Raw genomic sequence first — 26454 nt, forward strand, 5'->3', positions numbered from 1 at the left:
CATGTCACCTTTGGTCATTCTGGGCCAACGTCTCGACAAGCGCTTCGATCATGGCGGATATGGCGGCTTTATCGACGTTGAGCGTCAGCGATATGCGCAGGCGCGATGCCCCCACCGGCACGGTCGGCGGACGAATACCGCGTATATCGAAGCCGCGCGCTTGCAGTGCCGCCGCCACCGCCATGGTGCGCCGGTTGTCGCCGATGACAACTGGCTGGATCTGCGTTCCGCTGGGCTTTATGCCGCAGCGCTCTGCCAATTGGCGGCCCGCCAATGCAATGCGCTCATGCAGTTGAATACGGCGCATTGGCTCGTCGGCGAGCATGGCGAGCGCCTCGCGCGCGGCAACCGCCATCAGCGGCGACGGCGCGGTTGCGTAAATGAACGGACGGCAGCGGTTGACGAGATAGTCGCACAGCGTTCGCGGCCCGGTGACGAGCGCTCCTGAGGCGCCGAGCGCCTTGCCGCATGTGTGGAGCGCGAGGATGTTGTCGCGGCCCTCGAAAGCGACGGCAAGGCCGCGGCCGTCCGGTCCCCACACCCCGGTGGCGTGCGCCTCGTCGACAATGATGAACGCCTCGTGCCGGTCGGCGAGCGCCACAAGGCTCTCCAACGGCGCGCAGTCCCCGCCCATGCTGTAGAGGCTTTCGACCGCGATCCAGACGCGTCCCACGCCGCCTTCGGCGCGCCAGTGCGCGATCGCGTCCTCGACGGCGTCGACGTCGTTGTGGGCGGCCAGAACGAACTCCGCGCGTCCGGCGCGCGCACCCTCGTGCATGCTGGCATGGGCGAGCTCGTCGAGGACGAGTAGGTCGCCCTTCTGCGGCAGCGCCGTCAGAATAGCGAAATTGGCGATGTAACCGCCGCCGAAGAAAAGCGCGCGCTCGGCCCCAAAAAACGCCGCAGCGTGAGCTTCCAGTTCCTCGTGCTCCGGCGCGTTGCCGCGCAGCAGCCGGGACCCCGTGGCGCCGACCGGCGTGCCGCGTGCAATCGCGGCAGCAACCGCATCGCCAAGCCTCTTGCAGGCGGCAAGCCCGAGATAGTCGTTCGACGAGAAGTCGAGCCCGGCGCGCGGCGCAAGCCGCCGCAGCCGGTCCTTGCGCGCCAGTCCCTGCAAGGTCGCCTCGTAGCGGGCAAGCAGTGCCTCGTTCACTACGACTCCAGTTCCATCCGCTCGATCCCCAGACGCCGGAAGAGCAGCGTATCCTTGTCCTGGCCGGGATTGCCCGCCGTCAGCAGCGTGTCGCCGACGAAGATCGAATTGGCGCCGGCAAAAAAGCACAGCGCCTGCATCTCGTCGGTCATGGCGGTGCGGCCGGCCGAAAGGCGGACATACGATTTCGGCATCATGATGCGGGCGAGCGCAATCATGCGCACGAACTCGATCGGCTCGATAGGGCTGGCGTCGGCAAGTGGGGTGCCAGCGATCGGGATGAGCATGTTGATCGGCACGCTGTCGGGCGGCTCCGGCAGGTTGGCTAAAGTCACCAGCATGTCGATGCGGTCCACCGGCTCTTCGCCCATTCCAACAATCCCGCCGCAGCAGACCTTGATGCCGGATTGGCGAACGTTCTCGAGCGTATCCAGCCGACCGGCAAAGCTGCGCGTGCTGATGACCTCGCCGTAGTAGCGCTCCGATGTGTCGATGTTGTGGTTGTAGTAGTCGAGCCCCGCCTGCTTCAATCGAGCGGCCTGTTCGAGATCGAGCATGCCGAGCGTCATGCAAGTCTCCATGCCGAGAGCCTTCACGCCCTCGACCATGGCGACTACCGCCTCCATGTCGCGCTCCTTGGGGCTGCGCCATGCGGCGCCCATGCAATAGCGCGTGGCGCCCGCGTCACGCGCCTTCCTGGCCTCGGCGACGACGCGCTCGACCTCCATCAGCTTCGAGGCCTTGAGGCCCGACTGGTGATGCGCGGACTGGCTGCAATAGCCGCAATCCTCGGGGCAGCCGCCGGTCTTGATCGAGAGCAGGCGTGACAGCTGCACCCGGTTGGGATCGAAATTGGCGCGATGAACGGTCTGAGCCCGGAAGAGCAGGTCGTTGAACGGTAGATCGTGGATAGCTTGGGCTTCCTCTCGCGTCCAGGGCGGAAGCGCCCAACCGAGAGGGTCCGATGTCAGGTCCGGGCCAAGTTCCGCGTTCATTCCACCTCCATCAGCAAAAACGTTTGGCTATCAGCCAAGAAAACGGACTTCGGAGCCCGTCACGATCTGCCCACCAGCACCGGCACCGGCAGGACATTGTTGGTTTCGTTGAGTATGGAAATGCTGTAGCCTCCGCCTGCATCGCGCTCGACCGAATAAGTCAGGCGGTCGACGATCCGATTATCCTTGTCGAAGGTCAGCACACGCGGTTTGAGCGCGGTCAGCTCGCTCTCGTGCACATAGACCGAGTTGCAGATGATGACCTGGTCGCCTGGCTGGCAGGTGCGGGCCGCGGCACCGTTAAGGATGCAACAGCGCGACCCGCGCTCGCCGAGGATGACGTAGGTCGAGATCCGCGCGCCCGAATTCTTGTTCCAGATCTCGACGAATTCCATCGGCAGCATGCCTGCCTCCTCGCAATGGTCGGGATCGAGCGTGATCGAGCCGTGATAGTCGAGATTGGCCTCGGTGACGTGGATGCCGTGGAGCTTGCCGGCGACGATTTTGCGCATCCCTTCCTCCAAAACGACGTCGATCCTGTGCCCCGGTGCCTCGCGTTCTCGGAGTCTATCGCGTGCTTTCTTCGGCTTGAGCGCAAGAATGCTCCCTTCTGATCGCGTCGCAGGATTCGGTGAAGGCGACATCCAACAGGCAACCGAGTGCTTCCAGTCCGTGAGAGGCAGCCATCTGTCGCAGTTCGTCGAGCCGGCAGATGATAAAGCCAAGTGCTTCCACGCGGTCCTTTGTTTGCCCCTGGCCCGTCGCTTTCTCCTCGCCGCTAGAACTATGCAGTGCGCCAAGGAGCTGGCTTGGGTCGGCGGTCGGTGGAACTAAGGAGGTGGTGGCGCGAGTTAGCCTGCGGCCAAAGGAGTTCCTGCGGTCCCGGTTCATGCCCTCTCCCTCAGTTCAGATGCCTGCGGCAATTCCGGTCCGCGGGCATATCCAGGCCAATGTCGAGAATGGGAGCGCTGTGGGTAAGCCAGCCGACCGAGATGAGATCGACGCCGGTCGCCGCGATTGCGGGAGCCGTTTTCGGTGTCACCCGACCCGACGCCTCGGTGATCGCTCGCCCTCCGACCATCGCCACGGCCTGGGTAAGGTCCTCGAGCGCCATGTTGTCCAGGAGCACCGCGTCAACGCTCGCCTGCAGCGCCATCTCCAACTGATCCAGCGTGTCGACCTCCACCTCGATCTTGATCATATGGCCTACCGCACGACGCGCTCGCTCGATTGCGGTGCGGATGTCGCCGGCAATGGCAATATGATTGTCCTTGATGAGCACGGCATCGTCGAGCGCGAAGCGGTGATTGGCGCCGCCGCCGGCACGCACGGCATATTTTTCCAGGGCACGCAAGCCTGGCGTTGTTTTTCGCGTGCATACGATCTTCGTGTTATGGCCGCGTACCGCGTTTACAAGCGAGGCCGTCGCCGTTGCGATGCCACTCAGCTTGCATAGGAAATTGAGAGCGGTCCGCTCTGCCGTCAGCAGGCTTCGCGCCGGCCCGCTTACGACCGCGATGGTCTCCCCGGCGGAAACCTTGCCGCCCTCGGGACAGCGCAACTGCATGCTGATCCCGGGATCGACGAGGAGGAACGCGAACATCACCAGATCGAGCCCGGCGAGAACGCCGGCCTGCCGGGCATTCAACGCCAGCGTTGCCTTACTATCGGCGGGGATGATGGCATCGCTGGTGATGTCGCCGGCTCTGCCCAGATCCTCCAGCAAGGCAGCGCGGACGATCGGCTCCATGACAATCTGGGGAAGCGGCGCAAGTGGACTCATATCAACGGCTCCGTTCGGATGCTTGCCAATTGAGCGCGACGGCATTCTCAAAAGCCGTGCAGAGCGTCAGCCGGGAGGGGAGGGCGGCAGCATCGCGCCTGGGGAAATCGGACCGGTAATGAGAGCCGCGGCTCTCCTCGCGCCGGAGGGCTGCAATCGCGATCAACAGCGCCACCAAGGCCGGATCGGCGGCGGCCATCTCGCCGACGGCGATCGGCAGCAGCGTGCCGATCGCCTCACGCAGAACCTTGCCGTCGCGGACAATGCCCAGCGCATTGGAGACGAGTTGGCGAATGGGTGAAGGGTCGGGTCGCATCGGAACCATTGCTGGGAGTCTAGACCACTGCCAGCCTGCGCAAGTGCCGGCGACACTTGCCGCTACCCAGGCCGCTGTTGCGACTGCTTCGGCCAGCGAGTTGCTGGCGAGCCGGTTTGCTCCATGCAGTCCGGTGCAAGCGACCTCGCCGCATGCCCACAGACCGCCAACGGAACTGCGCCCCTCAGCGTCCACGGCCACACCGCCCATGTGATAGTGGGCGGCCGGGCGCACGGGGATCGGCTCCACGGCCGGATCGATGCCGGCCTGCTTGCAAATCCCCTCGACCGCCGGGAAACGTGTGGCAAATTTCTGCCCGAGGCATTGCCGGGCATCGAGATAGACACGACTTCCTGCGGCGAGTTGATTGGCGATCGCCCGCGCGACCACATCTCGCGATGCGAGCTCGGCGCCAGGCGTGTCGGCAAGGAAGCGCAGACCATTTTCATCGGTCAGGACCGCGCCTTCGCCCCGTACCGCTTCGCTTATAAGAGGCATTGGCCTGCGCTCCGTGTCGAGCGCCGTCGGATGGAACTGCACAAATTCGAGGTCGGCGAGCTCTGCGCCGGCACAGGCGGCCAGCGCCAGCCCGTGGCCAAACGAAGAAAGCGGGTTGGTCGTGTCGCAAAACAGGCCACCTATACCGCCGGTCGCCAGCACCACACGGCGGGTGGGCAATGCGAAAACGTTGCCGTGCAGGACAGCCAGCAAGCCCACGATATTGCCCTCCGTGACCACGAGGCGGAGGGCTGTTATGCCTTCCATGATTGTAATCGAACGGGTTCGCCGCACCACGGCGAGCAGTGCATGGAACAACTCATGACCCGTGGCATCCGCGGCGTGGACGATCCGTCGTCTTGAATGGGCTGCCTCCAGCCCGAGCTGCAGTTTTCCATCCAAAGCGCGGTCGAAGGGAGCACCAAGACGAATGAGGTTCTCGACGGCGTGAGGGACGGCCTCGACCACTCGCCTGGCTATTTCTTCGTTGCAAAGCCCATCGCTGGCGGCAAGCGTATCGGCGAGGTGCAGGTCAGGGCTGTCGTCCTCGCCCAAGCTTGCCGCAAGCCCACCCTGCGCGAGTGTGCTCGAGGCATCCGTACCAAGTGGCGTCCTGGAAAGGAGGACGACTGGTTGTGGCGCCAAATGCAGTGCCGTCATCAGTCCGGCCAGGCCAGCGCCGATGATGACCGGCGCCCCGCCAATGTCATGGACGTAGGCAGTCATACGAAGAGCATGCGCTCGACGGCCCAGCGGGCCCGTTCAGCGATACGGGGATCGATCGTGACGATGTGTCGGTTCTCCTCGAGCGCGCTGCGGATATTGGCGAGCGTGATCCGCTTCATGTGCGGGCACAAATTGCAGGGCCGGATGAACTCGACATCTGGGTGCGCTAACGCGACGTTGTCACTCATCGAGCATTCTGTCATCAGCACGACACGTGGCGGCCTTTGCGTTTCGACATAGTCGGACATGGCTGCGGTCGAGCCCGAAAAATCGGCTTCGGCCACCACGTCGGGCGGGCATTCGGGATGGGCCAGCACCGTCACGCCGGGATGGTTTTCGCGCAACTCGCGGATATCGGCCGACGTAAAGCGCTCATGCACCTCGCAATGGCCTTTCCAGGCGATGATCTCGACGTCAGTCTGTGCGGCGATATTGTGGGCCAGATATTCGTCCGGCAACATAATCACCCGGGGGACGCCAAGGGATTCGACGACCGCCTTGGCGTTGCCCGATGTACAGCAGATATCCGATTCGGCTTTCACTTCGGCCGACGTGTTGACATAGGTGACGATCGGCACGCCGGGATAACGCTGGCGCATCAAGCGCACGTCTTGTGCCGTGATCGAATCAGCCAGCGAGCAACCGGCGCCGAGATCCGGAATGAGCACGATCTTGTCCGGATTAAGGAGCTTGGCCGTTTCGGCCATGAAATGCACGCCGGCCAGCACGATGACTTTCGCCTCGACCGTCATAGCCTTGCGAGCCAGGGCCAGGCTGTCGCCGACGATATCGGCCACGCAGTGGAAGATCTCCGGTGTTTGATAGTTGTGAGCCAGGATGACGGCATTGCGCTCGCGTTTGAGCGTCAAAATGGCCTCGATGTCATCGCTGAAAGCCGCCCATTCCCCCGGCGGGATGACTCGCCAGACGCGCCGATAAAGAGACGCGGCCGAAGGTAACGCCCCGCTCATCGGCGCCTCCAGTTATAATCCATTTGACTATAACTGGTATATATCTACGCCGACTATAAGCGTGTCAACCCCGCGCGACGGGCAATTTTGTGCCGACTATGGGCGTCTCGTCCAGGACAGCGTGGCGGAAGCGATAGAGCCTTGCCGGTCGCCCGCCCGTATCGACAGAAGTCTCGCCGGTCTCCTCGACCAGCTCCTGCTGCTCTATGAGGCGACGAAAGTTCGGCTTGTTGATTAGCCTGCCGGCGAGCGCTTCGACGGTTCGTTGAAGCTGTAGCAAAGTGAATGACTGCGGCATCAGCTCAAAGACGACCGGCCGGTATTTGATCTTGGAGCGCAGTCTCGCAATACCCGTCGCCACGATGCGCCGATGATCGGCGACCATGGACTTGCTGGGCACCAGCGAGGCCCGCGTCGTGTCGCGCCCGCTTCCCGCCTCTTGGACCAGACCTGCTTCGTAGATTAACTCATAGCGTTGAAGCGTGAGTTCCTCATTCCAATGGCGGCCGTCCAAGCCGAAGGCTGTCGCTGTCCGCTGTCGACGTTCGCGTCTCGTCGCCGCGTCGCCGGCACCGTCTGCCCATTCAATCAGCCGCGGTCGCAGGACGTTCAACTCCACCGGCGGCGCCCCGGAGCGGTGGTCCTCCCATGGAAAATATTCATACCAGCTTCGCCAGCCGCAATTTGGCGAGCTCGCTGCCTGTTCCTTGCGCGTGAGTGCGAGATAGCTGATGGAGATAGCGCGCTGCCGACGCTCGGCGCCGACGCGGTCCCGATCAGCGAAGGTGTAGAGCTGCTCAATATAGCCCAGCGGATGGCCGGTCTGCTGCTCAACCCAACCCCTCAACCCGGATTGCAGCGATCTGTGCTCAAGCGCAAATGGTCCGGAAGGTAGCGTATCCGCCTGCCCGATGGTGAGGACACAGGGTTCACCGTCGTTTACGGCGACGACAAAGGCGATCAGGTCCACTTTGACTTCATCGCCCGTGACGGCGGCTCGGTCTTTGCTGGCTCCTGTTTCTTGATCGTCCATGTTCGCGAAAGTGGTTGGTTGGTTACGGCGCCTGAATCGATTTAATTTAAGCGCAGCTGTCTGCACGTCAACATCGCGCAGCTGCACGGCTTTTTTTAGCTCTTCGCAATTGCACAAAGACGTGCCAAACGCGACACCTGCGAGGGGTGACGCCGGGGAAGGAGGGATCTTAAGCACTGCGGGTGGTTCGAAGGCGATTACACCGCCCGATATTCGGGCGTAAGGGTGCGTCCCCGTCGTCTGCCTGACGGCCTTACGACGCCGATTGCAAAACTGGTCGATCGACATTGCGACATCGTTCTTGTCGGCGACAGCGTCGGCATGGTCCTGCGCGGCGCTCCGCAAACGACCCTTGTGTGCATCCGCCACAGGCGGCGCCGAAGGTTCGCGAGATTGGTTCTTCGGGAGCCTCGACCTTCGTAACAAGAAGGCCTTCGGCCTCGGCGATCCGGCCGATCTCGCTCAGGAGAACCGTGTTGCCGGTGCCGTGAAGGCCCAAAGTATGAGCGAACGGCCTGACCGCCCATTGATCGCGCGTCCGCAGGAGATCTTGGCGGCTTCAAGGATCGCGTCGCGACCGGCAAGTTCGGGGGGACGGCTTCCTTCGCCGGGTGCAAACGGATTAGCGAACGGATCCATCGGGGTCTCCAGAACAAAGTCTACCGATAGATAGGAGTCTAGTGGAAAACGCTAGTCTCTTTTTGAGTTTGATAGATAACGCCGGCTGCGGGAACTGGGCTCACTAGCGATCGGCCAGCTGGAAGTCGCCCGGGGTGGCAGACGACGCTCCATCCTTAATGCAGTCGTCCTCAAGGGACGCTTCGCTCAGGCCCTTGCGGACTGCGCGCGTCAGCACTTGACGGGACGCGCGACGGCGGATCCGGGGATCAGGCACAGGTTAACCGGGAGTAGTGGTTGGTGCCGAATAGCGCTTCAGTTCCTCAATGGCATTAAGGATAGCGGCCGGCTGGCACCCGTTTGCTTTCCGCCGGAACTGCGCGGAGGGTGTCTGCGTGCTCCAGGTTTTGGATGGCTCGCTTGCGGCGGCATCCCATCAAGAGAATCGCCATTGCCCTGTTCGGGCGAGGGCGTGTCCAAGAAGACTGGGCTCATCCGGATGGCCATCTTCGCGATCGGGTGCGTTGCGCCCATCCAACATAGCGGCCACCTAATGGGTATCGCGCTATTCGGTAGCAACCGCCACCAAGTCAAGGTTGCCGCGTCCGCCGCTGTCAGCGGAGCGATAGGGGTCGCGGATCGGGTATAGTCAATTCGGCATCGGTGAACAGATTCGGGAAGAGTCTCTCGCGATAGTCCAGCGGGAAAGCAATTCGGACAGGGGCTTTGGGCGTTTCGGACTTTAGGAAGCCTTGTCTAACCATTGCTGACATCGTGTTCCGTGCCGTTCTTTCCGATGTCTTGAGAACGAGATGAACATCACCGCGCTCAAGTGATCCGTGTTTGAGGACTGCAGCTAAGAGATCGGGCGCGCGTTTGTCTTCGCTGATGTCCTTGACGAGTAGGCGGTACCGATCTTCCAGGCGACCAAGGTCGAAAATCGCTGTGGAGAAGCGTATTTGGTCGAGTGCCACGGTAAGGAACCACTCGCAAAAGTCCTTGAGAGCTGCTTGCGAGAGATTGCCCCGACCATCGAGGTCTCCGCGACGGGGGCTGTCTGCGTGGTCCATCATCCGTTTGTATTCGCCTCGATCCTTAAGACCGCGGGCCAGGCCTCTGGAAATCGACCACAAGCCATGTCCCCCGATGCCTGCTTTCAGCGCCATCGCATGCGACATCAACCGGGACACACGGCCGTTGCCGTCAGGGAATGGGTGGATATAGTTGAAGCGATGGTGAGCAGAAGCGATGGCAATGATACGGGTGCTCGCCCATTTTTCCGCCACTGCAAAACGCTTTGAGAAGTGTGCCATGAAGGCCTCGACTCGATCTGAAGAGGGTGGCTGGTGTCTTCCGACAACCACGTCGTCGCTCGCAGTCTTTCTGAACTCGCCGGGAACGATCTCGACCTTCGAACCATCTGGCCGTTCCATGAACCTGAACTCTTCGGGCATCTCGTGATAGAACATACGATGCACCCAAGCGATGAACTCAACCGATGTCGGGCTCGGCAAAATTCCTTTGGAATACATCTCATCGATTTTGCGTTGGACGATGACGTGCGCCTTGGCCTCGAGCGCTAATGCTCGCCGTTCCGGCTCGACCTCCGCACCCGCGAGTGCCTTTTCGATGTCCTTGGGACGGGTGTTGTGACCCTCGATCAGATTCGAGTAGTAGCAATTCATCATCCGAACCAGGTCGGCGAGTTCCGCAGCCGATTCTGGATGGAGGCCGCGCCCCAAATTGTCTGCCTCCCTCTGCAGTTCTACCGTGAGGTCCGCTAAGACGGACGGGATGGTGTCCTGGAAAAAGCAGGGCTCGATACGAGCAGGCGTTTCAAACATTTTTTGCCGATCTTGAAAGATACCAATTGCCTTTTATATAAGGCACTTACGTCAGCAATAGGCAATAGGTTGCCGATTATTGTTGCCGATCTTCGTTGCTGCATCGCAGTTGTATGCCGCGAGAGTGGGGCGAGGCTTAATCGAATGCCCTGCAAATCGTTCCTCAGTTGTCCAATTCCGATCGACTCCTGAAACGAGATCCGCTAAAGGCCCGCTTCATGTTCAGGCGGATACGCATACGGCGCTGAGTTTCGACGGCCTCCCGAGGCCGCCGCACTGCCATGCGGTATCGCCGGCCCTGGAGCCTGAACATGAACGCCCGCGCCTCTAATTCTCCCACGCCCCGCCTGACTCCGAGGGTTCTCGAGCGTCCGGAGCCTTGGGGTTTCGTCTACGTCGATTACGACGCTGAGGCGCGGAGGTGTGAAATACCAGGACGGCCAGCACTTTCTCATGTCCCCGGAATGCCGGGACATGCCGATCCAGCACCTCGTCCAGATTGACGAAGAGGAATCCTTCGCGATCTTCCACCGCAAATTCCTGGGCGCATTCGGCTGTCGACAGCGGCCGCCTGGCGGTGCGCAGGATCTCCGGCGTCATCTGTCGCTTGTTCGTCCCACCGATAAGCTTGTCGAGGTCGTTGGCGCTCATGGCCGTCGGCGGTCGGCCGCGGGGCTTCTGCGGCTGGTCTTCCGGCCTCCATTCAGGCTCGTAGATCGAGATCACCTTGTCGACGGCCGCGATCTGCGCCTGCAGATCGGCAAGGCCGCCGCCAGCCGCGGGGACGCCCTGCCAGCTCGCTACGCTTGCTCTTCAACTCGTCTGAAACGCCCATCTCGCCCCCGAAATCCTCCTTTCAGAGGTATCAGATCAAGGATTAAACTTCTGGTGGCGGTTGATACCGAATAGCGGGGTGGCGGCTAGAGACAGTTCCGGCATTAGGTGGCAAAACCACCAAATCTCCTGAGCGAGCTCATTTACCCTTGTCTCAAGTCGAAACGAGACAAATCGGGGTACGAGCGTCGCGTATGAGTTGAAGCTGAAACGAGCCGAATTGACCAGCAGGCTTGAGGAATTGGCGAAACTGCAGGCCGAGGTGCGCGAGCAGGTCAGTTCCATCGACAGGGTCATTGCCATTTACGAACCCGGTTACGAGCCGACGGCAGCTAGGTCGCGTCCGTTCCGGCCGGACCGCCGGGATCTCAGATGAGGTGAAAGCGTCGATGGGAGGCGTGAACCAGCGCCAGGCCGTGCTCGGAATCCTCCGCGACGCGGCAAGCCCGGTTTCGACGGCCGAATGCGCTGCGAAGTTCTCGCAGGCAGTTGGACTGGGCAATGAAGCGGAGATCGTCGACCAGGTGTCGCGTAAGCTGCCGTCTTGACCCAGCTCACGAAAGCCGGGCGCGTGAGGCACGTCGGCAAGACCACAAACAGGCAGTTCCTCTGGGAGATCGCCTCCTAGCCCCGCGGCGTTGCGTGGCCAAGTTTGCTTGAAGGCTCTCCCTCCCTGATGACTACCAACGGAATCGCAACGCACGTCCGGCAGGCCGGATGGTCTATCGCAGACCAGTGTGTCGGTGTCGCCGGATATCTTCTATAATCCAGATTATAATAATCGTGATTATAAAGGCGAACGTACGGCCATGGACCACTTTATCGGGAGGGGAAAGGAGCTATGGCTGCTGAACGCGAACTGGACAAGCGTTCGGCATCGCTCGTCGTCGCCTATGGCCGCCGCCGGATCGGCAAGTCAAGGCTCCTGCGCCAAGCTGCCGTCGGCCGCAACGAAATCTATTTCCAGGCGACCCGGGTCTCCTCAGTCCTGAACATGGAACAGTTCAAGCTTGAGGTGGCCCGGGTTCTTGGCCCGTCACCCGTCCTGGCGTCGCTCGACAACTGGGAGAGTATTTTCCACTTCGTAGCCGAAGCAGCCAAGGCCAAACCGGGCACTGTGGTCACGATCGACGAAGTCCTGTACCTCGTCGATCAGGACAGCGCTTTACTATCGGTGCTCCAACGGTTCTGGGACTCCGGGGCGGCACGGGCGGGAAACCTCAAGATCATCCTGTGCGGTTCTGCCGTCGCTCAGATGGAGGACCTGCTGGCGGAAACGAACCCGCTTTACGGGCGCGTGACGCTGCGCCTGGAGGTGCGGCAGTTGCCCCTGCGCGACCTTCCGGGGTTCTTTCCGGAGTACAGCGCCGAGCAGCTCACAGAGACCTACGCCATTTTCGGCGGCGTGCCGTACTACCTGACCCTCTCCGACCAGCATGCAAGCCTGCGCGAAAACGTCATCAATCTGCTCCTGACAGAGACCGGGACCCTGATCGACGAACCTAACACCCTTCTACTGCGCAAGCGAGTCTTGCACAAATTAGGCATCATGAATTTGGCCCGAAAACCAGGCACTTAACGTGCGATTGGTGGTCTTTGCTGCCTAATGCCGGACAGTTCCTGATGTAATAAGGTGACAGCTTCGCAAGGCTTATTGCAAAGCGCGCAGTGACCTAACTGCATTTGCGCGGCGCGGTAATTGTGCGTTGCACAAAATTTGACGCGCGGTTAGCGTTCTTCCGCTGCGGGAATCGGGCTTGGGTAATACGGGACGAAGCAGTGAGAACCAATGCTTCGTCGAAAGTGCATTCATACCTGAGGATCCTGATGACCGTTACGAATACCGACAAAGCCGGCGCTACTAGTCTCGAGGCGATCGCGCGAAACGGCAGTATGCTACGTCGCATGGCCGTACGCATTCCGACATATCTGTCGGATCTTCGCGAGAATCCAGCGTGGCTGCCGATGTTCGTGCTCGCCCGCACTATGCCGGCACGGAGAATGCACTGGCGTGGTGCAAAGCCTGTTCGAGCGTCGCAGAACGGCCGGGAAACAATGTTTGTCGGCGTCAATCGCCAGGACGTTGTCGATGCGCTGCAGTCGGATGGGCTTTTTTCCGGACTCGTTTTGCCGAAATTTATCCATGAGGAAATCGCAGCTTTCGTCCGGTGCACACCTTGCTTTGGCAATTTCGATCGCCGTCTCGAATTCATGCCGGCGGATCATGCGGAGGCTGAGGCTCGATTCGGCCGTCCGTTACTCAGCGGCCACTATTTCGAGCGCATTCTCGGCTGCAAGGCGGCACTCGCCGTTCAAAACGATCCGCTGCTCATGAATATCGCTGCACACTATCTCGGTGGCCAGGCGAAACTGATCACCACGCGTGTTTGGTGGAGCTTCCCCACCGGCCAGGCCTCAGACGCCGACAGGAACCTGGCATCGCTCGGCAAATACCACTTCGACCTCGACGACTGGCGAATGTTGAAGTTCTTCTTCTACCTGCTGCCGGTCGACGAGGGCACCGGTCCGCATGTCTATGTCCGCGGCAGCCACAGGCGCCGCGCGCTCAAGCACCAGCTGACGCTTCTCGTCGGCCACCCCGCGGAAGAGATCCTGGACGTCTATGGCGAGCAAAGCCCCGTGACCCTTATCGGAGAGGCGGGGCTTGGCTTCGTCGAGGATCCGTTCGGCTTTCACATGGGCACCGTGCCGGCGCACACGCCGCGGCTGATGATGGAAGTCGGGTTCGGCGTTTCGCCACCTTCGCGGCGACGCTTCCACGGCGAGCCGGTTATTCGCTGATTTCCAAGAAGTCCCGAAACACCTTTTCCCAGACCGAAGACCAGTGCCTCGTAGGCCGATAAGCAATGGCACCATCCCGGAACAATCGGCGTCCACGGACGGCGTTTTCCGCCACATGGTGCCATTGCAACTATTTTCATCTGTCTACGCAGTCCACCCTCGCGGACGACGCACCTAGGAGGAACGGCGTCACGGAGCTCAATCATCTGTTAGAAGCTCCGGTTTTCCTCCGCTTTCTGGGGAGCTGACAAAACCCTTATCCACAGATCTTGCTCGAGTTTGCGCTTTGCACCTGCCTCAAGCTGCAACAATTCGGTCTGGCCTCCCTCGTCGGCGATCCCGACTCAGATCGGGCTGCCAGAGACCGAGATCGGAGGCGCGCAACCAGGCGGTCTCGTAGCGCCCAATAGGTCTGCCTCCGCAAGAATTCCCACAGGTAGGGATAGCGACCTCACGATGCGGTCCCGATAGCCCTTGTTGTACCTCAGACCCGACTCGATGTTTTGGATTTCCTCGGCGGATAGTCCGCTCGTCACCGCCAGGTCCTCGATCGAATATCCAAGGTGTTCACGAAAAGCGCGAATGATGTGGGTCCCCTCTGACATAGCCATCAAAACCGGCTCGGGAATGCGCGAATCCTTCATAGACACCTCCAAGAAGACCAAGGGCGCCCTGATAAATCGGTAGACTTGTCCCCGACCTGGCGCTCCAGCAATTCAAAAAACGGACGTCGAATAGGCCCGGTCGGCCTCGTCCATGAATGGGCCGCCTGAAATTGGCGGGCAGATCGGGATATGGCGGTTCACTCGATTCTGATCAAGTCCAAGAACCTGCCTGCCCCTCAGCTGGCCTGGTCGGCTGTACCCGGATCACGCAATATGGCCAGCGGCTCATCATGGCTGACGGCCCTCTTGACCAGGAACTCGAAACTCGCCCCTGTCGCCGTCTCCAGTGCTATCGCAGCGCCGTCCACCGAGCCTGGCCGACGCTTTTATTCCATTGCGGATCACCGGCAAAAAAAGCGCTGTTAACCAGATTTTTTAAGCCGCCAATACAAACTCGCCGGCTCAACGGGTGAGATGATGGATGTTTGATTCGAACATAAGCGCCTTTCCGCTGCACCGGCGGCGGAAGTTGGTCGAAGGTATCGCCCGGATCCTGGAATCCAAGAACGGGGAAGACGCGAATGCCTTCTGGCGCAACACCGCCAAGCAAATTCTCGTTCAACTGTCCGAATCAGGGATTTCACCCAGGCTCGCCGAACAGGAAGTTGGAACGCTTCTTCATGCAGTCTTAAGCAATATAGCCATCCGGAGTGCTGCGACGCTTGCATGATAGCATCGGCTCGCGACAAAGGACTGCCGACGGCGCGCTCGGCAAGGCGATACTGGCTGGAGCTCACATTGGCCGGGCCAGAGCGGCCCGACCCACCAGGCACAATCGGCCGACACGGCCGACATCCACCGCTGTTACAACAGCACAGCGGGCACCCGGACGCTGCTGGGTTGACTATAGGTGTCGGAACCGCAAAAAGGGGCCGCTCTTCGTGAGTGGCGTGCGCCGGCAGTCTCGCCCCAAGCCCCCGCCCAGGCTGCCGGCGCGCTTCTAGGAATGTCGAGGTAGGCCGCGCCCAACGCCTTGTCCGACCATGCGTCGATCAGATCCTCGAGCAGGCAGCAGGGTGTAGGCATCGCATGCGCCTCCGCCTGGCGAGAGGCCTTGCACTACCTCCAGCGAGGAAAGCCGATTGCCATCGGTGCGCCAGTTTTGGTGTTTGGCCAACTGCCATCTGCGATCTCGTGTCGACCCGCCGAGTGAGCTGTGGAAGCTCCTCCTGATTGCAAAAGGGTAGGGCGGCTAAGAGGCGATCGTGATCGATCGTCACGCCTCCGATTCGGCGCGGTAGGCTCCATTCGCGTGAGGGGAAGACGCGGTGCATTTGCGCTTTGCGAAATCGCCGGAGCCGTTTTCGAGCATGACACTCATGCCGGCGATGTCGGCACCGATGCAGGATATCAAAAACGACAAGCTGCATTCTAGGCAAATGCTAGCCCGCTTGATGCACGGCGATGAGCTTTCGGCGGCCTGAAGCGGCGATCTGGTTTCCTTTGCGCTGCGTTTTCCCAAACCTCATCAGGCGCCGGCGGTGATCCGTCGTGGATGAAGGCGAGGGTTTGCGGGTTGAGGTCAGCGGGTTTGTTCCGGGACGTCTGCGCCCCATCGTTTATGTCGCGAGTTGCGGGATGCGACTGAGGACAAAGCGCAAAATACGCTGATCCGGGCAGGATGTCGTCAGGTGCGGGCGAATTTGGGTTTTCAACTCTACCACGCGCCTCTCACTGTGACCTCGATCACGCGCGATCAGGGATCGCTAGATAGGTCGCCGGATGCAGCGAACGGCGCCAGCATTCGGCGCTCGGATCACACCTGCGGCCCTCTGCCGCCACGCTGACAGCAACACACGGCTGCGCAATTCTACCGGCCCCGGCGATCGCCTGTTGCCCAATCCGCTACCAGGCGCGCAATTCTCAACCGAGGACTCTGGCGTCAGCCCGGTGCCCAGTTGGTCACAGCATTTTGTCCGCGTCCGATAGACGACAATCTGTGTTCAGGTCCAGACACCCTAAGGGTTAGGATCAAGCCGGCCAGGGGCGACTCCTCCGATTTGTGGTCGCTGCTCACAATCTTTTTGGTGGCATGCCAATTGCATATTCATAGCCATGATACGTGTTCCGACATGGCTCGTCGCGCAGTCTTTAGCCCAGGAGTTCACATGACATTCGTCCGAACGCAATACAGGCTGCGCATCCCGTGGGACGCCCTAGCTCCGTTGGACCTCGCTGCGATCGGCAGACAGGATCGCTATCCCGCAGATCGCTTTCAGGCTGTCAGCTAGGGCTGCCATAAGGGTTCTCGTAAAACAAACATTCAGGAGAACTTATGACTCGACCACATGAATATCTGCTTCGCCGGCTCTCCCAATGGCACATAACACCAGATCCTCTTCAAATCCGTGATGATCCAAAAGGAAAACGAAAAATGCATACCTCAGAAAAAGACGCTGTGGCGCGCTCGAGGCTCCTGAAATCGCGCTCTCACTGGCCACGAACGATACTTGCTGCCACGGCATTGGCCATTGTAATGACCGCTCCAGCTCCAGCCGTCACCCAAGACGCTGACAAGCACTACTCCGAACAAAGCTTGGTTGGTGAAGACTGGATAAGTTGTATACTTGGGGCATTGTGCATTGGCGATCCAGAGGTCCTCGAAGATCTGCCGTCACCTCGCCCGCTTGATGCACGGCGGTGAGCTTTCGGCGGCCTGAGGCGGCGCTCTGGTCACCATTGCGGTACGTTTTGACAAGCCTCGTCGGGCGCCGGGTTGATCCGTCGGTGATGGCAGGCGGGGTTTTGCGGGTTGCGGTCAGCGGATTCGTTTCGGGGCGTCTGCGCCCCATCGTTTATGTCGCGAGTTGCGGGATGCGACTGAGGACGATGCGCAGGATGCGCTGGTCCGGGCAGGATGTCGGCAGGTGCAGGCGCATTTGGGTCTTCATCTCGACCACGCGCGCGGCGATCTTGATGAGGCGCAATCACAACGTGTCGAATTGGGCGACGGCAAAGCTCGTTTCGGCATCGCGGTGCGCAGGCCCCACATAAGCCAATAGGCGCCGGCATGCAGGAACAGCCGGAACTGGGGTTGGCCGTCGCTCTGGTGCAGGATGTGCGGTCGGCAGCGAGATGCGTCTTCCAGGACTTGATGTGGTTCTCGGCCGCGCCGCGCCGGGAGTAGACATCCTCGTAGAGCGCCTTGGCCTTGCCATCGGCAAGGCTGGTGACGATGAAGCGGGTATCGGCACCTTGGGCGCCGACCTCGACCCGCGCGATGATGTGCTCGACGCGGCTCCAACTGGCGGCCCCATCCAGGAACTCCATGAAGCGGCGGACCTTGCCCGTCTTCGCCGACGCTTCAAAGCGCGCCATCGTGCGAGTCTCCGGCTCCGCGACATGCTTGCGCAAGGTCGTGGCGGGCGCCACGCCGAGGATGAAGTCAACATCGTTGGCGCGGCACCAGTCGATGACCTGTGGGCTGCAATAGTGGCTGTCGGCCCGGATCAGGATCCGGGTGTTCGGCCAGTTGCTCCGGATCGCCCGCACTAGGCGGCGCAGGTGAGGGCGGATTTCTGCCCCACTCGGCCGCCTCGCCGCGACGAAGCGGCCATCGCCATCGAACACCACGATCGGCTGGAAGCCGTACTCGTCGTGATGGGCATTGAACAGACGAAGCTGCTGGCCGCCGTGCACGGCATCCAAGGTGTCGTCGACGTCAAGCACGATCCGCTTCGGAATCTGCCGGAAGGAGGCGCAGTAGATCGACCATCGCCCGGCCCATCGCGACCAGTCCCCGCACGCCGGGCAGGTTCTCCAGCCGGCACATTGTCGATTGCGACGCCAGATCCCGACCCGAAGGGGGTGCATCCTGGGCCATCTTGAAGATCGGATCGGACGCAGCCGGTTGGCATCATTGCCATCCTCATAACCGGCGGCAATCATCTTCATGCGCAAGCCGATCATATAGACGACCTGGTCCGGCTGGCGGATCATCGATGCAGCGTGCCAGACGCTCCGCCACCCGCGGCCGCTTCTCCACCTCGGCCAGAGCCAGAACGCCACTGTTGGACGACAGCATGCCGCCGTCGAAACGGGCGACGACGGACTTGCCTCCGACAGATGACAAACCGCTAAGCGGCAGCGTAGGATCGTTCATGGCGGGTGTGGTCTCCGGGAATGGCGCGGATCGGCGTAAGCAACCAAATCCTACGTCATTCAACGGCTTGCACCACATCCGCCAACCCCATTTTTCAGGCTAGCTGACCAGCATATGTCCGGCCTTCCGCAAGGCGCCTAGGAAGAGAGTGGCATGGTCGTCGACATTAATCTTGGCCTGCATCGACAGGGGCATGCTGGTCCAATTCTCCAGTGGCGCGGTCAAACCCGAGAAAATTCCACCGACAATGCAATGGCGGATAACAACGCCTTGTATGTCCAAAGCCAGTACGCCCGTCCGGTCACTTGGATATCGGATGGCCGCGATCCGCTGGACCGCCGCGTCACCGTCGATCCGCACGTCGAAAAGCAGGATACCGCGGCTCCTGGCGGCTATCGCCGCGGCTTTTTCAGTGAAGCACAAGGAGAGCGAGCGCACGCTTTCGACCGCCATCTGGAAAACCAGCGAATCCAGTTCATCCGCAGCCATGGCGGGTAATTGCGCGCAACACAGGGTGATTGCAACGACGCACACGGCTTGTTCACAGATGTCGGCCCAAGACCGATCGTTTGGTTTGGGTTGCCGGTCGGCCACTGACTGACGGCGTGCTCCGATTCGAGCCAATCCTGAAGCTGAAGGCGCGGGCTGTTAATGACGTTGGGCTTCCGCTCGATGCGCATTAACAAAGCCGGTTCCTTTAGTCCTCGAAGCTCGGCCACTTGGCGCTTGATCGAAGCGTCGAGAACCTTGTTTCTGAAGGTCCGGGCCTCTTTCAGAGCCTATTTTGTTATGCCTGGATCTTGGACATGCAGTGAAGTGGGCCGTCTATCAGGTTCGTGTTTCTTGCAGGCTCAGCCCGCTTCAGCACAGCGGCACGTCAGCGCATCAAACTCGTTCTCAGTTCACAAACGACGCTCCCTGGGGTACTGGGAGAGCAGAGAAATCTCCGGTCGCAGCCTACCCGGTCAAAACAGGAAACCCCAACGATGAAGACTCTCGTCGTCTGCTCCGGCGGATTGGACTCCATCTCCCTTGCTCACAAGGTGGCAGCGGAGCACGAACTCGCCGGCCTCCTATCCTTCGATTACGGCCAAAGGCACAGCAAGGAATTGGCCTTCGCCGGCCTTTGCGCGGAGCGTCTGAACGTCCCGCACCGCATCATCGACATCCGCGAAATCGGCCGCGGCCTTTCCGGCTCCGCGCTGACCGACAATGTGGAGGTACCCGATGGGCACTACGCCGAAGACATGATGAAGGTCACGGTGGTGCCCAACCGGAACGCCATCATGTTGGCCATCGCCTTCGGCTTCGCTGCCGCGCGCAAGTCCGAAGCGGTGGCGACGGCCGTGCATGGTGGCGATCACTTCATCTATCCGGACTGCCGGCCACCCTTCATCGACGCCTTCCAGATGATGCAAGACCGCGCGCTCGAAGGCTACGCGAATATTCGCCTCTATACGCCTTATGTGAACCTCACGAAGGCGGACATAGTTGAAGATGGAGCCCGACACGGCACGCCATTTGCGGAGACCTGGTCCTGCTACAAGGGCGGCAAGCGTCACTGTGGACGGTGCGGGACGTGCGTCGAGCGCCGCGAGGCGTTTCATCTCTGTGGCCACCCAGATCCCACCGACTACGAGGACTGGCTCGACGCGTTGCGCAGGAGGAGCGTGTAATGTTCCGCATCACCAAGGAATTCCACTTTTCAGCCTCTCATCAACTCACGTCCTTGCCGCCTGACCACCAGTGCGCGCGCCTGCACGGACATAACTACATCGTCGAAGTAGAGCTATCGGGCAAGGAACTGAACGAGCACGGCTTTGTCCGCGACTATCACGATTTGGCACCGCTCAAACGTTATATCGACGATAAATTCGACCACCGACATCTCAATGACGTGCTGGGACATGAAAAGGTTACCGCGGAATGTCTGGCCAGACACTTTTATGAATGGTGCAAGGCACGCTTGCCCGAAACCACGGCCGTGCGGGTTAGCGAGACGCCGAAAACATGGGCCGAATGCCGGCCATGACTAATACGCATCCCGCAATCCGCGTGAGTGAGATTTTCGGGCCGACGATCCAGGGCGAGGGCGTGCTCATCGGTCTGCCGACGGTCTTCGTCAGAACCGGCGGGTGTGATTATCGCTGTTCCTGGTGCGACAGTCTGCATGCGGTGGACAGGCAATTCCGGCACGAATGGGAGATGATGTCCTCCGACGCGGTGTGGCAAAATGTGGTCGCGCTTTCCGGCGGCCGCCCGTTGATGGTTTCGCTGTCAGGCGGCAATCCGGCTATCCAGCCTTTCGGTGCTCTCATCAAGCGAGGCCATGATGAGGGCTACCGATTCGCGCTGGAAACCCAAGGTTCCGTGGTCCGGGAATGGTTCGCCGAACTTGACGTGCTGGTCCTCAGCCCAAAGCCGCCGTCAAGTGAAATGAGGACCGATTGGGCCACCGTCGAGGCATGCTTGCAGGCGGCGCAGGACAAGCCGCAAGTCGTGCTGAAGCTCGTTGTTTTCGACGAAAATGACTACGCCTTTGCGAAAGAGGCCGCCGCGAGATTTCCGCGACTTCCAGTCTATCTGCAACCCGGCAATCACACGCCGCCACACCCCGGAAATGAATGCGCGCCTGTCGACGTTGATGGAATAATGAAACGCATGGAGTGGCTGGTTGATAGCGTAACCCGAGACAGGTGGTTCGAAGCCCGCGTGTTACCACAGCTGCACGTTATGCTCTGGGGTAACAAACGAGGCGTCTAGCCAGCACTCGCCGGGGCGACAGCCTTCGGCATCCCATAGCAAGAAATCGACAATCAAGATGCCGATCGCGGCCTCGTAAAGAGCTTGCGTCGACGGCTTCCGGTGGCTGCCAGGCAGCATGTAGCGCCCAGAGCGACACTCCACCCTGACCGTCGGCCTTCTGTCGAATAGGCACGCGCCAGCGGCCAGTGCAGAAATCCGCATAAGCACGATATGAAGGATTGCTGACGAATGTCATTGCCAACGCGGTGGCGTCGCTCGCCGTCGCCCGCTCGCAGGGCGAGCCGGATAAAGTTCGACTGGCAAGGTCCGGTGAACGGCGCTCGCCGCCGGCCAGCTCGCGTGAACGCCGCGCAGCAATTGGGGCAGGGCGAAAGCCGTCAAAGAGGCCAGCTGCTATCTGCAACCGATAGCCATTAGCCCTCGCCAATTTCCAGTGCTGCGGAAATGGCTACCAATCGATCAAACGCGATTGACGCGAGTTTTGCGATCAAAATGCTCAAACTGCAGCTGAGTGCCTGGCCGTTCCACCCTCGAAATATTTGTCGAACTTCACCGCAATGCTCCTTACGAACGGGCGATTTTCCGCCGGCACGACGAATCTGTCGCCTTGGAGTTCGAGCAGTCGAGCAGGATCCTTAAGCGCGAGGGAGCTTGCCAGACGAAGGAGCCTTTGGCCGGCTTTACCGAAGCTCTCCACCAGGTCGATCGCCGAGAAGGCGAAATCGCACATCAGTCGCTCAATGATCCAGCCCCGGACGCGATCGTCGTCGGAAAATGCTATGCCGCGGACGGCGGCCAGCTTACCCTCTTCCACCATGCGCCGATATTCGCCGGTCGAAGGCATGTTCTGCACGTAGCCCTCGGGAAACCGGCCGATGGACGAAGGGCCAAGTCCAATCAACGTCTCGCAGCGATCGTCGGTATAGCCCTGAAAATTGCGATGCAACGCTCCCGTGCGGGCAGCTATCGCCAACGCATCGCCTGGCCTTGCGAAATGGTCGAGCCCGATTGATTCGTATCCCTTGTCCTCGATCGCTCGCGCAGCAAGTTGCGATTGCGCGAACCGCTCCGTGGGACCGGGGAGCCATGCCTCGTCGATCATCGTCTGATGTTTCTTGAACCAGGGCACGTGAGCATAGCCGAACAGGGCGATCCTGTCCGGTTCCACGGTGAGCGCCTGCGCCACGGTGGAACGCACGCTCTCGCTCGTTTGATGCGGCAGGCCATAGAGCAGATCAAGGTTCACGGAATCTACTCCCCGGGAACGAACGCCATCGACGACTGCCTTGGTCTGCAAAAAACTTTGCTCGCGGTTGATCGCCCTTTGCACTTTCGGATCGAAGTCCTGCACGCCGAGGCTCGCCCGCGTCATGCCGATTTCGGCAAGCGCGTCGAGGCGGGCTCCGTCCATATCGTTCGGATCGATCTCGACACTGATCTTGGCATCGTCGAGAAAATCAAAATTGTCTCGCAGCGCCGTCCCCAATGTCACCAGATGCTGCGGCTTCAGCATGGTCGGCGAACCGCCCCCGAAATGAACCGCGCGAACTCGGCCCTTGCCGCTGACAAGGCTGCCAACCGTCGCGATCTCTGCATGCAATGACTGCAAATAGGCGGCGACCGGCGCATAGTGACGCGTATGCTTGGTATGGCACGCGCAAAACCAGCAGAGCCTGTCGCAATAGGGAATATGCAGGTAAAGCGATATCTCCCCGCCGCCTTCGAGCGCCTCCAGCCAGCCGCGATAAACAACTGCATCGATACCTCGATGGAAATGCGGTGTGCTGGGGTAACTGGTATAGCGCGGGACATTCTCACCAAGTCTGGCAGCCAGTTCAGATCGCATGTCGTGGTCACCTGTTTGAGTCGCCGGGACTGTGGACGCACAGATGAGCCAAAGCACTGATTTCGGTCAGCCTCCAGCATGACAAACTGCCGCAAGGATTTTTCTACCGTCGATTGTTATCGTACCGGCGCTTGGGACCGGGAGGGCGATCAGATCGGGAGAGCGATCAATGACACTACGGCACGGTCTTCACAGTTCCGGCATCCCCGTATATTGCCTGTCTTGCCTGGCACGGCACCGTGGCCTCTGCAGCGCGCTCGATCCAGATCGTTTGGCCAAGCTCGCCAAGACTTCGTCGCGGCACAGGGTCGAACGGGGCGTCGAACTGATTGGCGATGCCGAGACCCTCAACAGCTATTCGAACGTGCTTTCGGGCGTGGTGAAGCTGACGAAGAGCCTCTCGGACGGCCGCCAGCAAATCGTCGGTCTCCGGTTCGCGCCGGATTTTCTGGGACAGCCTTTCAAGGCGAAAAGCGCGATCCATGCCGAAGCGGCAACGACTGTCTCGATCTGCTCGTTTCCGAAAGCGGAAATCGAAAAGATGATGAAGCAATCACCGGAGCTCGAGCATCGCCTGCTCAAGCAAACGCTGAACGAACTCGACGAAGCACGCGAATGGATGGTGACTCTGGGCTGCAAGACCGCGCCTGAGAAGGTAGCGAGCTTTCTTCTCATGGTCGCCCGCAACATCGATTCCAGTGTTGGCCCGGCGGCCAGATCGGCGTGCTTCGATCTGCCGCTGACGCGCGCCGGCATCTCTGATTTCCTTGGAATTACGAACGAGACGGTGAGCCGTCAGTTGACCAGACTGAGAATGGACGGGGTAATCCGGATCGAGAACAACCGCCGTGTCACGGTAGACGACATGAGCCGGCTGGAACAGCGTTGCGGTGGGCGGCGGCCGGGGCGCAACCGCCCCTTGAACGAGATCTGAGTGGCGCTCCTGCCGGCTCGTTCGTGGCCGGCGTGACCGCCTTGTCCCGTTCCCGCCCGCTCCATTCGCTATGCTCCCGTGTTGGGGACAAAATGGCCGCCAGCAGCAGCCGCTCAGAGGCACATCACGCGAAATCGACACGTTCCCGTCGTCAAGCTGTTTACGTGGGACGCCGGCGCGACTTGGCTCCTCACGGAAATCGATCCGGACGAGCCGGACATCGCATTCGGCCTCTGTGACCTGGGCTTGGTTACCCCGAGATCGGCAACGTCAGCCTCGCCGAGCTTCCCTCGCTTCGTGGCCAGCTCGGGCTGCCGATCGAGTGCGACCTGTATTTCAAAGCCAAGAAGCCGCTGTCGGCGTATGCGGAAGAGGCACGCCGGGTCGGGCGCATTAGGACATACCCCTCTGGTCAGCGGAGCGCCACCCCAGAGGTGGCGCTTCTTTCGCCGCCGTCCCCACTGTCGTGCATCAGCTATGCGCCATCGTTGACCCAGAAGAGGGTATCTTCGTCCTCTTTCAGGAGGGACTTCGGTACCATAAGCGAGGAACTCGTTGGGAGCTTGGTAGACGGTTCGAGCTTTCAACTTTGGAAGGCTGTCGTAGATGGCTTGCGCTGGCTCGCGTTCACCAAAAAAACCAATCAAGCGGCGGTTGTGGTTCCACTCCAGCGCCCAAGCCCATATCTCGACAGAGGGATGCTTCCGTGTGATGAGCTTGAAAAAGCGGCAATCCCAACTCTCGATGGCCCGTGTAAACCCAACCATCAACGGATTACCCCGCTGACGATCTCATTGATGCAGAATCCGAAGTTTCGGAAATCATGGCGGACCGATTTCCCATCATCCTGATCGATGAATATCAAAACACCGACAAGGCTTGGGTCGAGGTGACCTTGCCCTGTGATCTAATCCGGTTTGAAGTTCGTTCTGGCTCATCGAGAGGACCAGGACATGAAGCGCAGCCGCTTTTCTGAAGAGCAGATCATCGGAATTCTGAAGGAGCATGAGGCCGGGTTTCGGTCGCCGATCTGTGTCGGAAGCACGACGTCAGCGATGCTTCAATCTACAACTGGAAGGCCCGCTTCGGCGGGATGGATGTTTCCGAGGCTCGGCGACTGAAGGCGCTGGAGGACGGGAAGACGCGGTTGAAGCGGCTTCTGGCCGACGCCATGCTCGACAATGCCGCGTTGAAGGATCTCATGGGAAAGAAAATGTATGGTCCTCCCCGTCCGTGCAAGGGTTCGCGACATCGCCGACGACGATTCCAGTTGCATAAATGTATCCGGCCTCTCGCGAGTGAGCTGCTGTTGCAGCCAGGCCATGATGAGATCCGCGCACGCCGTTCCCAATAAATGGTTCGGGCACGAAGCCCGCTTTTTTGCACAGGGCTTACGGCATGCTGATCCACTGTTTCGTCATCACTATTCCCGAGCCTTGCAATCGAGCCGGAGCGTCAGGCGAAAGCAGGGTCCCTGCGTTCGTAGAGCGCTCCCGGCTTGGTCAGGACAACCCAGACAATGCGCGCCATCTTGGCGGCAAGTGCGACAACGGCTTTGTTCGGGTGCATACGGCTCTGCAACCCATCAAGCCAGCTTCCCAGGCGATCCCGGGTTCGATCCAGGTGGCGAAAGCATGATCGCGCGCCATGAACGAGCAGCTTGCGAACGTAGCGGTTCCCGCGCTTGCTGATACCGAGTAGCTTCTGCTTGCCCCCGGTCGAGTATTCTCGAGGGACAAGCCCCAGCCATGCGGCCAGGTCGCGAGCCTTCTGGAACTGGCATCCGGTGCCGACGGCCGCCAGTAGCGCGGTGGCTCCCAATGCTCCGATTCCGGGGATCGTCATGAGCCGGCGGGCAACATCTTCTCGGTCTGCAATCGCTGCGATCTCCCTCGTCACGTCGTTGATGCGCTGCTCCAACTGGCGCAGATCGGCGAACAGGTCCACAAGCAGTTTGCGCATTGCCGGCGAGAGGTCATTCGACAGGTCATCGAGAACCAGTGGCAAGTCGAGCTTGAACAGTCCGGCGCCCTGTCTCAATGCGATGCCGTATTCCAGGCAGAATGCTCGCATCTGGTTGATCAGACGGGTTCGCGTGCCGATCATCTGGTCGCGCACCCGATGCAAGGCTTGGAGGTCGGCTTGCTCCTCCCTCTTGATCGCGGCAAATCGCATAGTCGGCCGCGTGGCTGCTTCGGCGATAGCTTCGGCATCGATGATGTCGCTCTTGTTCGACTTGACGTAGGGCTTCACGAACTGCGCTGGGATCAGGCGAACCTTGTGCCCCAGTGCCAGAAGTCTCCTGGCGATCCATTGCGATCCAGCGCACGATTCCATCCCGACGATTGCTGGCGCTGCCCGCTCAAAGAACTTCATCAACGTATCGCGTCGGAAGCGAACTCGCTGGACGGGCTCGCCGTCGCTGTCCAAGCCGACGACGTGGAAGATGTTCTTGCCGATATCGACACCATAGACGGCCGCGAGGCGCGGCGCATTGCGTAGGGACATTGCAACCTCCTTTGTTGTGACTGCCCAGATGATGCTGCGGGAGGACGGGGCGGACCATCC

At 60.5% G+C, this 26454-nt stretch carries 25 protein-coding genes and 3 pseudogenes; 11 read left to right on the forward strand and 17 right to left on the reverse strand.

Annotation, left to right across the window (positions count from 1 at the left end):
* Nucleotides 1-4 precede the first annotated feature (4 nt).
* From RFN28_RS20335 to RFN28_RS20370, 8 genes are all read right to left on the reverse strand, one after another.
* Nucleotides 5-1153: an 8-amino-7-oxononanoate synthase gene (locus RFN28_RS20335; RefSeq protein WP_320289097.1), complete on the reverse strand. Its 1149-nt coding sequence runs from the start codon at nucleotides 1151-1153 to the stop codon at nucleotides 5-7.
* Nucleotides 1153-2148, reverse strand: a complete 996-nt coding sequence (gene bioB, locus RFN28_RS20340) for a biotin synthase BioB (RefSeq protein WP_320289098.1) — start codon at nucleotides 2146-2148, stop codon at nucleotides 1153-1155. Before bioB ends, RFN28_RS20335 begins: the two co-directional genes overlap by 1 nt.
* Nucleotides 2149-2207: 59 nt before the next feature.
* Complete coding sequence (gene panD, locus RFN28_RS20345) at nucleotides 2208-2660, reverse strand: aspartate 1-decarboxylase (RefSeq protein ID WP_320289099.1); 453 nt, start codon at nucleotides 2658-2660, stop codon at nucleotides 2208-2210.
* Between the two features lie 55 nt (nucleotides 2661-2715).
* Nucleotides 2716-3039 (reverse strand): hypothetical protein, encoded by a 324-nt coding sequence (locus RFN28_RS20350; protein WP_320289100.1) that lies wholly within the window; start codon nucleotides 3037-3039, stop codon nucleotides 2716-2718.
* A 10-nt stretch (nucleotides 3040-3049) separates the two neighbouring features.
* Nucleotides 3050-3931 (reverse strand): carboxylating nicotinate-nucleotide diphosphorylase, encoded by an 882-nt coding sequence (gene nadC / locus RFN28_RS20355; protein ID WP_320289118.1) that lies wholly within the window; start codon nucleotides 3929-3931, stop codon nucleotides 3050-3052.
* A gap of 1 nt (nucleotide 3932) precedes the next feature.
* On the reverse strand, nucleotides 3933-5471 hold the full coding sequence (locus RFN28_RS20360) for an L-aspartate oxidase (RefSeq protein WP_320289101.1): 1539 nt from the start codon (nucleotides 5469-5471) through the stop codon (nucleotides 3933-3935).
* A complete protein-coding gene (gene nadA, locus RFN28_RS20365) occupies nucleotides 5468-6442 on the reverse strand; it encodes a quinolinate synthase NadA (protein ID WP_320289102.1) in 975 nt (324 codons plus the stop codon). The genes RFN28_RS20360 and nadA overlap by 4 nt, the downstream gene beginning before the upstream one ends.
* A gap of 64 nt (nucleotides 6443-6506) precedes the next feature.
* Nucleotides 6507-7475, reverse strand: a complete 969-nt coding sequence (locus RFN28_RS20370) for an NUDIX hydrolase (RefSeq protein ID WP_320289119.1) — start codon at nucleotides 7473-7475, stop codon at nucleotides 6507-6509.
* A 196-nt stretch (nucleotides 7476-7671) separates the two neighbouring features.
* On the opposite strand from RFN28_RS20370, the pseudogene RFN28_RS20375 reads away from it, so the two are divergent.
* Nucleotides 7672-7823 (forward strand): annotated as a pseudogene (locus RFN28_RS20375) (3-methyl-2-oxobutanoate hydroxymethyltransferase); the annotation flags it as partial.
* Between the two features lie 884 nt (nucleotides 7824-8707).
* On the opposite strand, the gene RFN28_RS20380 reads toward RFN28_RS20375, so the two are convergent.
* From RFN28_RS20380 to RFN28_RS20390, 3 genes are all read right to left on the reverse strand, one after another.
* Nucleotides 8708-9937 (reverse strand): Fic family protein, encoded by a 1230-nt coding sequence (locus RFN28_RS20380; RefSeq protein WP_320289103.1) that lies wholly within the window; start codon nucleotides 9935-9937, stop codon nucleotides 8708-8710.
* Nucleotides 9938-10264: 327 nt separating this feature from the next.
* A complete protein-coding gene (locus tag RFN28_RS20385) occupies nucleotides 10265-10588 on the reverse strand; it encodes a hypothetical protein (protein WP_320289104.1) in 324 nt (107 codons plus the stop codon).
* Between the two features lie 219 nt (nucleotides 10589-10807).
* Entirely contained in the window at nucleotides 10808-11074 is a 267-nt protein-coding gene (locus RFN28_RS20390) for a hypothetical protein (RefSeq protein ID WP_320223073.1), read from the reverse strand.
* A gap of 86 nt (nucleotides 11075-11160) precedes the next feature.
* On the opposite strand from RFN28_RS20390, the gene RFN28_RS20395 reads away from it, so the two are divergent.
* The 3 genes from RFN28_RS20395 (at nucleotide 11161) to RFN28_RS20405 (ending at nucleotide 13573) form a co-directional block, all read left to right on the forward strand.
* Nucleotides 11161-11319 (forward strand): hypothetical protein, encoded by a 159-nt coding sequence (locus RFN28_RS20395; RefSeq protein WP_320223074.1) that lies wholly within the window; start codon nucleotides 11161-11163, stop codon nucleotides 11317-11319.
* Between the two features lie 293 nt (nucleotides 11320-11612).
* Entirely contained in the window at nucleotides 11613-12350 is a 738-nt protein-coding gene (locus tag RFN28_RS20400) for an AAA family ATPase (protein WP_320235945.1), read from the forward strand.
* Nucleotides 12351-12598: 248 nt separating this feature from the next.
* A complete protein-coding gene (locus tag RFN28_RS20405) occupies nucleotides 12599-13573 on the forward strand; it encodes a hypothetical protein (protein ID WP_320217240.1) in 975 nt (324 codons plus the stop codon).
* A gap of 344 nt (nucleotides 13574-13917) precedes the next feature.
* Here the strand turns inward: RFN28_RS20405 and RFN28_RS20410 are convergent, their stop codons facing one another.
* Complete coding sequence (locus RFN28_RS20410; RefSeq protein ID WP_320217236.1) at nucleotides 13918-14217, reverse strand: helix-turn-helix domain-containing protein; 300 nt, start codon at nucleotides 14215-14217, stop codon at nucleotides 13918-13920.
* Nucleotides 14218-14659: 442 nt separating this feature from the next.
* Here RFN28_RS20410 and RFN28_RS20415 point away from each other — a divergent pair, with 442 nt between their 5' ends.
* Nucleotides 14660-14908 carry a DUF6074 family protein gene (locus RFN28_RS20415; protein ID WP_320289105.1) on the forward strand — a complete coding sequence of 83 codons (249 nt, stop codon included), beginning with the start codon at nucleotides 14660-14662 and terminating at the stop codon, nucleotides 14906-14908.
* Nucleotides 14909-16911: 2003 nt separating this feature from the next.
* On the opposite strand, the gene RFN28_RS20425 is transcribed toward RFN28_RS20415, so the two are convergent.
* Genes RFN28_RS20425 through RFN28_RS34895 form a run of 3 tightly spaced genes read right to left on the reverse strand, consistent with a single transcriptional unit; the run spans nucleotide 16912 to nucleotide 18829 of the window.
* On the reverse strand, nucleotides 16912-18177 hold the full coding sequence (locus RFN28_RS20425; protein WP_430678478.1) for an IS1380 family transposase: 1266 nt from the start codon (nucleotides 18175-18177) through the stop codon (nucleotides 16912-16914).
* Complete coding sequence (locus RFN28_RS35035; protein WP_488255778.1) at nucleotides 18107-18418, reverse strand: transposase; 312 nt, start codon at nucleotides 18416-18418, stop codon at nucleotides 18107-18109. Before RFN28_RS35035 ends, RFN28_RS20425 begins: the two co-directional genes overlap by 71 nt.
* A 21-nt stretch (nucleotides 18419-18439) precedes the next feature.
* Nucleotides 18440-18829, reverse strand: coding sequence for a hypothetical protein (locus RFN28_RS34895; protein WP_430678480.1), 390 nt, complete (start codon nucleotides 18827-18829; stop codon nucleotides 18440-18442).
* 497 nt (nucleotides 18830-19326) lie between these two features.
* Between RFN28_RS34895 and queC the strand changes: the two genes are divergently transcribed.
* From queC to queE, 3 genes are read left to right on the forward strand one after another with little or no spacing between them, the layout of a single operon-like run.
* Nucleotides 19327-20016 carry a 7-cyano-7-deazaguanine synthase QueC gene (gene queC / locus RFN28_RS20435; RefSeq protein WP_320289106.1) on the forward strand — a complete coding sequence of 230 codons (690 nt, stop codon included), beginning with the start codon at nucleotides 19327-19329 and terminating at the stop codon, nucleotides 20014-20016.
* The gene (gene queD, locus RFN28_RS20440; RefSeq protein ID WP_041003134.1) at nucleotides 20016-20372 is read left to right on the forward strand and encodes a 6-carboxytetrahydropterin synthase QueD; all 357 of its coding nucleotides are present in this window, start codon (nucleotides 20016-20018) and stop codon (nucleotides 20370-20372) included. Before queC ends, queD begins: the two co-directional genes overlap by 1 nt.
* On the forward strand, nucleotides 20369-21103 hold the full coding sequence (queE, locus tag RFN28_RS20445) for a 7-carboxy-7-deazaguanine synthase QueE (RefSeq protein WP_320223080.1): 735 nt from the start codon (nucleotides 20369-20371) through the stop codon (nucleotides 21101-21103). Before queD ends, queE begins: the two co-directional genes overlap by 4 nt.
* Before the next feature lie 499 nt (nucleotides 21104-21602).
* Here the strand turns inward: queE and hemN are convergent, their stop codons facing one another.
* A complete protein-coding gene (gene hemN, locus RFN28_RS20450) occupies nucleotides 21603-22952 on the reverse strand; it encodes an oxygen-independent coproporphyrinogen III oxidase (RefSeq protein WP_320289107.1) in 1350 nt (449 codons plus the stop codon).
* Nucleotides 22953-23121: 169 nt separating this feature from the next.
* Here hemN and RFN28_RS20455 point away from each other — a divergent pair, with 169 nt between their 5' ends.
* From RFN28_RS20455 to RFN28_RS20465, 3 genes and pseudogenes are all read left to right on the forward strand, one after another.
* Nucleotides 23122-23886 (forward strand): Crp/Fnr family transcriptional regulator, encoded by a 765-nt coding sequence (locus RFN28_RS20455; RefSeq protein WP_320252939.1) that lies wholly within the window; start codon nucleotides 23122-23124, stop codon nucleotides 23884-23886.
* Nucleotides 23887-23964: 78 nt separating this feature from the next.
* Nucleotides 23965-24737: pseudogene (locus RFN28_RS34900) on the forward strand (DUF2958 domain-containing protein).
* Between the two features lie 102 nt (nucleotides 24738-24839).
* Nucleotides 24840-25112 (forward strand): annotated as a pseudogene (locus RFN28_RS20465) (transposase); the annotation flags it as partial.
* A gap of 229 nt (nucleotides 25113-25341) precedes the next feature.
* On the opposite strand, the gene RFN28_RS20470 reads toward RFN28_RS20465, so the two are convergent.
* Nucleotides 25342-26394: an IS110 family RNA-guided transposase gene (locus RFN28_RS20470; protein WP_320252940.1), complete on the reverse strand. Its 1053-nt coding sequence runs from the start codon at nucleotides 26392-26394 to the stop codon at nucleotides 25342-25344.
* Nucleotides 26395-26454 lie beyond the last annotated feature (60 nt).

This window comes from Mesorhizobium album, from assembly GCF_033977205.1.
Classification (GTDB): domain Bacteria; phylum Pseudomonadota; class Alphaproteobacteria; order Rhizobiales; family Rhizobiaceae; genus Mesorhizobium; species Mesorhizobium album.

Excerpts from the sequence above, each read along its gene's own strand:
- bioB (WP_320289098.1), bottom strand. The coding sequence starts at position 2,148 with ATGAACGCGGAACTTGGCCCGGACCTGACATCGGACCCTCTCGGTTGG.
- panD (WP_320289099.1), bottom strand. The coding sequence starts at position 2,660 with ATGCGCAAAATCGTCGCCGGCAAGCTCCACGGCATCCACGTCACCGAG.
- RFN28_RS20350 (WP_320289100.1), bottom strand. The coding sequence starts at position 3,039 with ATGAACCGGGACCGCAGGAACTCCTTTGGCCGCAGGCTAACTCGCGCC.
- nadC (WP_320289118.1), bottom strand. The coding sequence starts at position 3,931 with ATGAGTCCACTTGCGCCGCTTCCCCAGATTGTCATGGAGCCGATCGTC.
- RFN28_RS20360 (WP_320289101.1), bottom strand. The coding sequence starts at position 5,471 with ATGACTGCCTACGTCCATGACATTGGCGGGGCGCCGGTCATCATCGGC.
- nadA (WP_320289102.1), bottom strand. The coding sequence starts at position 6,442 with ATGAGCGGGGCGTTACCTTCGGCCGCGTCTCTTTATCGGCGCGTCTGG.
- RFN28_RS20370 (WP_320289119.1), bottom strand. The coding sequence starts at position 7,475 with ATGGACGATCAAGAAACAGGAGCCAGCAAAGACCGAGCCGCCGTCACG.
- RFN28_RS20380 (WP_320289103.1), bottom strand. The coding sequence starts at position 9,937 with ATGTTTGAAACGCCTGCTCGTATCGAGCCCTGCTTTTTCCAGGACACC.
- RFN28_RS20385 (WP_320289104.1), bottom strand. The coding sequence starts at position 10,588 with ATGAGCGCCAACGACCTCGACAAGCTTATCGGTGGGACGAACAAGCGA.
- RFN28_RS20390 (WP_320223073.1), bottom strand. The coding sequence starts at position 11,074 with ATGGCAATGACCCTGTCGATGGAACTGACCTGCTCGCGCACCTCGGCC.
- RFN28_RS20395 (WP_320223074.1), top strand. The coding sequence starts at position 11,161 with ATGGGAGGCGTGAACCAGCGCCAGGCCGTGCTCGGAATCCTCCGCGAC.
- RFN28_RS20400 (WP_320235945.1), top strand. The coding sequence starts at position 11,613 with ATGGCTGCTGAACGCGAACTGGACAAGCGTTCGGCATCGCTCGTCGTC.
- RFN28_RS20405 (WP_320217240.1), top strand. The coding sequence starts at position 12,599 with ATGACCGTTACGAATACCGACAAAGCCGGCGCTACTAGTCTCGAGGCG.
- RFN28_RS20410 (WP_320217236.1), bottom strand. The coding sequence starts at position 14,217 with ATGAAGGATTCGCGCATTCCCGAGCCGGTTTTGATGGCTATGTCAGAG.
- RFN28_RS20415 (WP_320289105.1), top strand. The coding sequence starts at position 14,660 with ATGTTTGATTCGAACATAAGCGCCTTTCCGCTGCACCGGCGGCGGAAG.
- RFN28_RS20425 (WP_430678478.1), bottom strand. The coding sequence starts at position 18,177 with ATGATCCGCCAGCCGGACCAGGTCGTCTATATGATCGGCTTGCGCATG.
- RFN28_RS35035 (WP_488255778.1), bottom strand. The coding sequence starts at position 18,418 with ATGTGGTGCAAGCCGTTGAATGACGTAGGATTTGGTTGCTTACGCCGA.
- RFN28_RS34895 (WP_430678480.1), bottom strand. The coding sequence starts at position 18,829 with ATGGCTGCGGATGAACTGGATTCGCTGGTTTTCCAGATGGCGGTCGAA.
- queC (WP_320289106.1), top strand. The coding sequence starts at position 19,327 with ATGAAGACTCTCGTCGTCTGCTCCGGCGGATTGGACTCCATCTCCCTT.
- queD (WP_041003134.1), top strand. The coding sequence starts at position 20,016 with ATGTTCCGCATCACCAAGGAATTCCACTTTTCAGCCTCTCATCAACTC.
- queE (WP_320223080.1), top strand. The coding sequence starts at position 20,369 with ATGACTAATACGCATCCCGCAATCCGCGTGAGTGAGATTTTCGGGCCG.
- hemN (WP_320289107.1), bottom strand. The coding sequence starts at position 22,952 with ATGCGATCTGAACTGGCTGCCAGACTTGGTGAGAATGTCCCGCGCTAT.
- RFN28_RS20455 (WP_320252939.1), top strand. The coding sequence starts at position 23,122 with ATGACACTACGGCACGGTCTTCACAGTTCCGGCATCCCCGTATATTGC.
- RFN28_RS20470 (WP_320252940.1), bottom strand. The coding sequence starts at position 26,394 with ATGTCCCTACGCAATGCGCCGCGCCTCGCGGCCGTCTATGGTGTCGAT.